The 9,131-nt window shown below is 45.0% G+C and carries 2 protein-coding genes; both read left to right on the top strand.

Annotated elements, in window-relative coordinates:
- A partial coding sequence (locus SSIN_RS02200; protein WP_037615218.1) for an LPXTG cell wall anchor domain-containing protein occupies positions 1 to 264 on the top strand: 264 nt, incomplete at its 5' end.
- A 234-nt stretch (positions 265 to 498) separates the two neighbouring features.
- The coding region (locus tag SSIN_RS02195; RefSeq protein WP_052076751.1) for a beta-N-acetylglucosaminidase domain-containing protein at positions 499 to 9,131 on the top strand (8,633 nt) is incomplete at its 3' end.

Genomic DNA, 9,131 nt, shown 5'->3' with positions numbered 1-9,131 from the left:
GAAACCGGCCGTGTGACTCGCGACAGCTTCGTTTCTAAAGATCCAGTTGATCAGATTGTGGAAGTGGGAACCAAGGAAGAACAGCCAACACACCCAAGCAAACCTGACGCGCCAGTTAAGCCAGTCACTCCAGCTAAACTAGGCCAAACAAATGAAGCAAGGGCCACTCTGCCAAATACAGGAACAGTAGCAGATTCTGCTTCCCTTATGGGTCTCTTGCTGGCATTGACAGGATTGTTCCTGATGAAGAAAAGGGAAAAATAAGACTTCTCGTAATTCAAGTCATGTTAATCTTCAAGTTGAATAATATAAGTTTGTGAATTTTTCCCAAGCTAAATAGTCTAAGGTGGGAAGAAACAAAAATGATGATTTTTGCTCTCTTCTCACCATTTTATGGTTTTATAGTCTTAATTATGTCTATGGCAGAATTCACAAAGAAGGTATTTTTTCAACCAAAATCGAAAGCGCTTACTCTGATAAGAGGAGAAAAATAAAAACATGGATAAAAGATTTTTTGAAAAGAAATGTACATACAGCATTCGCAAGTATGCCGTAGGAGCTTGCTCGGTTCTGATAGGAGCTCTTCTATTTGGTTCTCAGTTGGCATCGGCTGCTGAGGTTGAGCCATCAAATCCAACCACGACTGTTAGCACGGCAGCAGATAGCGGGGAGAATCCTTCGGGGACGGTAGAAAAAGTAGAAGCGCTAACAGAACTGCCAGCTGAATTAGCAGATAAGTTAGCAAAAGCAGAGTCTGGGGACAATGAAGCGCCTGCTTCCAACAATAATGAAAATACTCCTGAAGAAACTTCAGATACAGCTAGTCCCAAGCTGGATCAGCCTGCTGCAAGTGCGGAAACCACTCATCCCCAACCAGCCCAGCCAGAACCGTCTGCACCAGCAAAAGAAGTGGTAAATACCCCTGATGTCAATCATTTATTGAATGTTCAGGTGAGGGCATCAAACCATGAGCAAAACACATCCAACACTGCCGATAAGGCTGTTGATGGAGACGACAGCAGCCGTTGGGCGACCGACCGAGATGCAGTAAATCCTCATCTGACGCTGACACTGGAGAAGACCACTTCCATCAAGCGACTGGAAATTGACTGGGATCGCAGACAGAGAGCGGGCCAGCCTAATGACCCAAATGTGCAAGGTTGGAAACTCTACTATGCTACAGCAGAAGCTATCAACGAAGAAGAAGCTACTCGCAAATGGAAACTAGCTTATGAAAAAGATGGTCACCCTATCTTAGATGAAAGGGTTAATCTTGACACTCCGATTGAGGCTAAATATCTCAAATTAGAAATCACCAAATACGCTGAGGGTAGCATGCGCTGGCGCAATGTCGGCATTCAAGAGTTACGGGCTTATTCTAATATTCCTGATCCAGGACAGATAACTAATCTTAATCAGGTAGAGTCATTGACTTTGGCTCAAGATGGTCGCTCGCTAGTCATGCCTGAGTTGCCAGGTGAAGTCAGCCTAGTCGGTAGCAATAAAAAAGGTGTGATTGATTTAAACAATAAAATCTATCAGCCTCTGACAGCACAAACGGTCAAAGTCTCTTTGCAACAAGTACATGAAGGCCAAACAGTTACCAAGGAATTTGAGATTCGAGTGCCTGGCCGCTATGCAGACGAAGGTGTGGGAGACAAGCCGAAAGTTGCTCCGACTGTTCAGCAATGGCATGGTGAAGAGGGGCGTTCATCCATTTTAGAAGACACAGTCCTATCTGTTGGAGACTCAGGCTTTGATAAGGCGGCTAATTTCTATGCTAATGACTTGATTTCAAGAGGCTTAGAGCTAGCAAAGGGAGATAACACAGCTGCACACCGGATTGAGTTTAAAAAGGTAACAGATAAGGGCTATGGTGAGGAAGGCTATGGCATTACCATTCGAGACAATGTCTTTACCATTGAAGCACAGACCAATAAAGGTGCCTTCTATGCCACTCGTACTCTGCTTCAAATGGGCCAAGAAAATATCCAAAATGGTGAAATTCGAGACTTCCCAAGTTTCAGTCACCGGGGCTTTATGCTAGACACTGGACGCAAGTTTATTCCTTATGATGCGCTTGTGGACATCATGCTCAACATGGCCTACTACAAGATGAATGACTTGCAATTGCACTTGAATGACAACTATATCTTCCTCAAGGAGCATGTAGCAGGTAAAAATCTGACCAAAGAGCAAGAGCTAGAGTATGTGCTCAATCATGCAGATACAGGCTTCCGTTTACAGACAGATATCGTCGGTGACAATGGAGCTGCCTTGACTTCTAAACAGCACTATACCAAGGAAGAAATGCAAAGACTCATCGCCTTGGCTGATGAGCTAGGCATTAATCTGGTACCGGAAATCGATACACCGGGACATGCCTTGTCCTTTGTCAAGGTTCGTCCAGATTTGATGTATCAAGGTCAGCTCAGTCCGAATAAGCACAATGTAGAGCGTGTGGCGATGCTGGATCTGGACAAGCATTATGACGAAACGCTACGCTTTGTCAAGTCCGTTTATGATAAATTGTTGGATGGAGAAAATGCCCCACTTCGAGGTGTCAAAACCATTCACATCGGAACAGATGAGTACTATGGCAATAATGAAAACTATCGTCGTTATGTCAATGATTTGATTACCTATATCAAAGGTAAGGGCTATACGCCACGGATTTGGGGCTCACTCAGTCGTAAGAGCGGCCAGACACCAGTTGATCTAAAGGATGTCGAAGTGGATATCTGGAGTCTGGGCTGGCAGCAACCGCAAGCAGCCTTGAAGGCCGGCGCTAAAATTATCAATATTACCGATGTTCCGACCTACAGTGTGCCAAATGGTAATAATCAGCAAGGAGCATACGGAGACTATTCTTCTTATGAACATCAGTATAATCGCTGGACGCCAAATGACTTTACGACAGCAGGAAATGGTCCAAAATTAGCAGCTTCCAACCCTCATATCTTGGGTGGCGGACATGCTGTTTGGAATGATAATATTGATCTCCATGAAACAGGCATGACTTCTTATGATATATTCAAGCGCTTCTTTGAAGCAACAAGGGTCACTGCTGAAAAAACTTGGGGTTCCGACCGAACTGCAAGCAGCTTTGCTCACCGTACTTTGCCACGTTCAGAATATATCTATGCACCAAATAGCAATCCAGAGTACAAGATTGATGATGCAGAGACTTATGACATCAATCCAAAGACTATCAAGCGCTATGATGTAACCAATGTTACAAAGACTGATCAAGGTCTGGTCTTTAACAAAGAAAGCAAGATTGAAAATGCTATCGGCAATGTCGGTCCAAGTCATGTCCTAAAAGTCAATGTGACGGTCACAGGAGATGGCGTTCAGGAGTTGGCTTCTAGTGAAGGGAACAAGCTCTACTTGTCTGATGAGTCGGGAAAAGTCGCTTATCAGTTTGAGCAACACCATATTCAGTTTGACAAGACTCTGGAAAAAGGCAAACGCTATGAGCTTGTCTTTGTCACCAAGCCTCAGTCAACTGAGCTCTATGTCAATAGCGAGAAGATAAATCGTCTTGCCAACCCAGCCCATCCAAGATTGGCTCACACTAGCCTGGTCTTACCTCTTGAGAAAATCGGCGGTTTTGAAGGTACCTTGCATAGCCTGAGCTTGTCTGATAAGCCGTTTGTCAATCCGCGTTTGGTTGCACAAGACCAGCTTGCCCGTGTGGAAGCAAGTAGTGAGCAACTGCCAGGAAATGCTACAGAAGGGTCTATTTCTAAGGCCTTTGATGGCAATCCTGCAACCTTCTGGCATTCACATTGGACGAAGAAGGATCCGTCTTATACTGTCACAATGACGCTGAAGCAGGCGACAGCTGTGAATGCTTTGACTTATCTCCCTCGTCCAGGCGGTGGAAATGGTCTTGCGACCCAGTATGAAGTCTATGCTAAAAAAGCTGGACAATTGGTCAAAGTAGCAGAAGGTACTTGGGACAATAATACGGCTGAAAAGATCGCAAACTTTGAAGCGGTAGAGACTGATACGATCCAGCTGAAGATTCTGCAAGGAGTGGAAGGATATGCTAGTGCAGCGGAAATCAATCTTTTGAAACCACTTGCAACATCAGACGAGCCAGCTACACCTCCAGCACCAAAACCAGATCCAAAACCAGAAACTCCAGCACCGAAAGATGATGGAACTGTTGAGTTGGAAGATACCTTTGTCGCTAAAAAACCAGCAGACCCAAGTACAGTCGAAGCTGCTTTGAGAAGCCAAGACTATCTCAAAAAACAATACAAGGTATTCCCGACTCCTCATAAGGTTACTTATGGAAATGGCTTGGTGCGTCTGGACCAAAAAGTCCATTTAGTGATCGGTGAGCAGGTTGATATTTACACCCGCAATCGTCTCAAGTCTATTTTGCAAAACAGCAATATTTCCTATACTACTGGTAAGACAGCAGAAGCAGGCGCAACTAATATCTATCTGGGAGTACACCAAACTGGCTCAAAAGCAGAAGAAGCACAGAGTGCAGAGTCTGTGAATCAGGGCCTCTTTGATAAGATTGATGCTTATTCATTGGTTATCAAAGGCCAGCAAATTTCCATCGTCGGAAAAGATACAGATGCTGTCTTCTACGGACTGACAACGCTCAAGCATATGCTTAATGACAGTCAGGCTCCAGTTCTGCGCGAGGTCAATGTAGAAGACTATGCTGATGTGAAGAATCGTGGCTTTATTGAAGGCTATTATGGTAACCCATGGTCCAACGAAGATCGTGCGGCCTTGATGCGCTACGGTGGTGATTTGAAACTGACCCAGTATTTCTTTGCGCCAAAAGATGACCCATATCACAATAGCAAGTGGAGAGAGCTTTATCCAAAAGAAAAACTAGAAGAAATCCGCCAGCTGGCTAAAGTGGGGAACGAAAACAAGACTCGCTATGTCTGGACCATTCATCCATTTATGAACAGTCGGATTCGCTTCCAAAATGAGACGGTTTACCAAGAAGACTTGAATGCGATTAAGGCTAAGTTCACTCAGTTGCTGGATGTTGGTGTTCGTGAGTTTGGTATCCTAGCAGATGATGCAGCTCAACCTTATGGTGGTTACGAAAGTTACAACCGCTTGATGAAGGACATGACTGATTGGCTGACTGAAAAGCAAGCGACTTATCTGGGTTTGAAGAAAGAGATGATTTTTGTTCCAAGTCAGTATTGGGGCAATGGCCGAGAAGACGAGCTACGCTCTCTAAACAAAAATCTTCCGCAAAGCAGCATTATGACTCTTACAGGGGGTAAGATTTGGGGGGAAGTTTCTGAAAACTTCTTGACTCAACTGAAGCGGAACTTGGAAGCATCTGGTCAACCTTATCGTCCTGTTCAGCTTTGGATTAACTGGCCATGTACGGATAATTCCAAACAGCACCTCATCTTAGGCGGCGGTGAGAAATTCCTGCATCCAGGAGTGGATCCAAGCTTAATCGGCGGTGTCATGCTCAATCCAATGCAGCAGTCAGAGCCTTCTAAGATTGCGCTCTTCTCAGCAGCGGAGTACAGCTGGAATATATGGAAAAACGAGGCTGAAGCCAAAGCTGTCAACGATATAGCTTTCAACTTTGCAGAAACAGGCCGCTTTACAGAGACCAAAGAATCTGCTGCCTTCCGCGAGCTTGGTAAGCACATGATTAACCAGCATATGGATACTCGTGTTGTGAAGCTAGAAGAATCTGTCGAACTGGCTCCGAAATTGACTAGCTTTATGACCAAGCTGAAAGCAGGCCAAGATGTCACAGCGAAGCGGAAAGAATTGAAGGCAGAATTTGCTAAATTAAAAACAGCAGCTGAGACTTATAAAGCATCAGGTCATGAACGGATGCGCGAGCAGATTAAGTACTGGCTGGACAACACTATTGACCAAATGAACGCTCTAGATGCTCTCTTGACAGCCACTGAATCTATTGGTGGTAAAAATGCTGATGGGCTCTGGAATAATTACTACAAGGGCTTGAAAGCTTATGAGCAATCTAAGAAACATTCCTTCTGGTATGTCGACCACAATGAAAATGCTGAGCTTGGTGTACAGCATATCCGTCCATTTATCCTCAACCTAAAAGAATATCTGGCTAAGGAAATCGAAAAAGAATTGAATCCAGATAAAGTCGTAACGACCTTTATCACCAACCGTACAGGTGGGGAAGGTGATTTGACTCAAGTGCTGGATGGAGACCTATCAACTCAGATTATCTTTAAGAATCCGACCAGAATTAGCACTGGTGATTATGTCGGTCTGCAGTTCAATAAGCCTGTTTCTATCAAGAAATTGAGCTTTGCTATGGGAGCAGCCAGCAATCCGAAAGATACCTTTAATAAGGCTAAGGTTGAATACCTAAATGAAGCTGGTGAATGGACAGCCCTTCCTCAAGGTAGCTATGTCGGAAATGAGTCTGAAATTACACTAGATAATCTTGACATCAAGGCTAAGGGCGTTCGGATGGTGGCGACAGAAGACCGAGACAATACTTGGTTTGCTGTCCGTGAAATCGCAGTGAACCGTCCTCTTGAAAATGCCAAGAAGAAGGCTGGCAGCATTACCATCAGTTCAAATCTAGTATATAAACTAAATACAACGGCTGCTAAGATGACAGACAATAGTGACAGCTCAGAAGCAATGCTGGCAAGTTCTTCAACAGCAAATGGCGAACGCGATACAACACCAGTAGATGCTTGGGTGCAGTTGGATCTTGGTTCACAACAAACAGTTAAGAAGATTCGTTTGGTACAAGGTGTGACAGATAAGCTGGCAGCGGGTGTCATTGAAGTCTCTAAAGATGGTCAAAATTGGACGACAGTAGCCAACTTGACTGGTGAGCAAAGCAAAGAAGTTGAAACCAATCAGAATATCCGTTATGTACGCGCGAGAAATACGCAAAAGACCAATTTCTGGTGGCGCATTGGTAACTTCTCTGTCGAATCAGAGACTGGAACAGACCAATACACAGACACTAATGTGGAACAGCTCAAGGCTACCAAGGTAAATGAAAAACTGGGACGCTACGAAATGCAGATTCCGGCTGGTACAGCTCTAGCTGCTGGACAATATCTTGGAATGAAGTTGGATCGTCTCCATGAAATTGAGGATTTAAAACTGGGTGAAAATGCTAATCAAGCACTCCAGCTCCGCTATTCTCCAAATGGAGTAGAATGGTATAGTGCAGCTGATCTGAAAGAGCACCAGCTCGTCCGCTATGTACGCCTTGAAAACAAGATGGATCAGGAACAGGTAATCGGAACTACTTCCTTGCTCTTGACTACTAAGGAAATTCAACCAACATCAATTGAGTCTACCAGCATGGGTATCGATCCTAACTATGGTAGCGGAGACGTCCGGAAAGCGAGAAACCTAGATCAACTCTTTGACGGTGACCTCAACACCTATGTTGAATTTTCTGATTATCCACAAACCGATGGTCATATGACTCTCAATCTTGGGGCAACCCGTCAAATTAAGAAGATTCGAGCCTACATCAAAGATGGTACACAGAACTATCTCCGTGATGGAAAAATTCAAGTTAGTGCGGATGGTAAGACTTGGACAGATGTGGTTTCGGTGGGTGACGGTCAGGAAAATCCAGCACGTGATGATTCCTTGACGGATGGCTGGACGCATGATTCACAGAAGCCAGGCAATCGCTATATTGAGGGAGAATTGCCGGCAGCAACTGCAGCTAAATATCTCCGAGTGCTCTACACAGCTCCTTATCGTCATCGTTTCGTCGGCTTTACAGAGTTGGTTATCAATGACGGGGAATACACTAAGTCGGTCAACAACCCAACTGTAGAGGGCACTGGTACAGAGAACAAGTCATCTGAAAAGAATAATATAGCAGATGGCAATATTCTCAGCAGCTACAAGACAACTCAAAGCAGCGGTGAGTTGATTTACCATCTATCTGAAAAGACAGAATCCAATCACATTCGCCTGATTTCAGATGTTCCAGCAGGAAGCACAGCACATGTTTGGGCAAGAACTGTCTCTAAAGACGGTCAAACAGCATGGCAAGACTTGGGGGCAGTTACCACAAGTTTCCAAACCTTCCAGCTTGCCAATAGTGCACACTTGCTCGATGTTAAGCTGACATGGGAAGGCGGACGACCAGAGTTCTATGAAATCTCCACCTACCATGCGGAGGTAAGTGACACTCCAACACCGCCAGTTCACAAAACGACACCAGACGAAGGTGTTAAGATTCCAGTAGTCGAGCAACCACGCTTGGATGTGGTGACCGAAGCTCTACCGTTTAATACTGTTGAACGTGAAAGTGCTCAATTACCTAAAGGTACGCGAAAAGTTGTCCAAGAAGGCAAGGACGGTGAGAAGACGATTCTGGTTGAAGTGACCGTCGAAAATGGTCAAGAAACCGGCCGTGTGACTCGCGACAGCTTTGTTTCCAAAGACCCAGTCGATAAGATTGTGGAGATTGGCAAACCAGTTGAACAGGTGACACCAACTGAAGGCGTCCAAAATCTGGTTGTCGAGCAACCACGCTTGGATATCGTCACTGAGGCTCTACCGTTTACCACTGTTGAACGAGAAAATGCACAATTGCCTAAGGGCACGCGAAAAGTTGTCCAAGAAGGTAAGGCTGGCGAGAAGACCACACTTGTGGAAGTAACCATAGAAAATGGTCAAGAAACTGGCCGCACCACTCGCGACAGCTTCGTTTCTAAAGATCCAGTTGATAAGATTGTGGAAGTTGGCAAGCCAGTTGAGCAGGTGACACCAGCAGAAGGCGTTAAGAATCTGGTTGCCGAGCAACCACGCTTGGATGTGGTAACTGAAGCTCTACCGTTTAATACTGTTGAACGCGAAACTACTCAATTACCTAAAGGTATGCGTAAAGTTGTCCAAGAAGGTAAGGACGGTGAAAAGACTACGCTCGTAGAAGTGACCATCGAAAATGGTCAGGAAACCAGCCGTGTGACTCGCGACAGCTTCGTTTCTAAAGACCCAGTCGACAAGATTGTGGAAGTTGGCAAGCCAGTTGAGCAAGTCACTCCAGAGGAAGGTACTAAGGTGCCTGTAGTCGAGCAGCCACGCTTGGATATCGTGACAGAGGCTCTACCGTTTAACACTGTTGAACGTGAAAGTGCTCAATT

Source organism: Streptococcus sinensis (assembly GCF_000767835.1).
GTDB classification, from domain to species: domain Bacteria; phylum Bacillota; class Bacilli; order Lactobacillales; family Streptococcaceae; genus Streptococcus; species Streptococcus sinensis.
The sequence above is the reverse complement of the archived record's forward strand: the minus strand, read 5'-3'. Positions and strand labels throughout refer to the sequence as shown.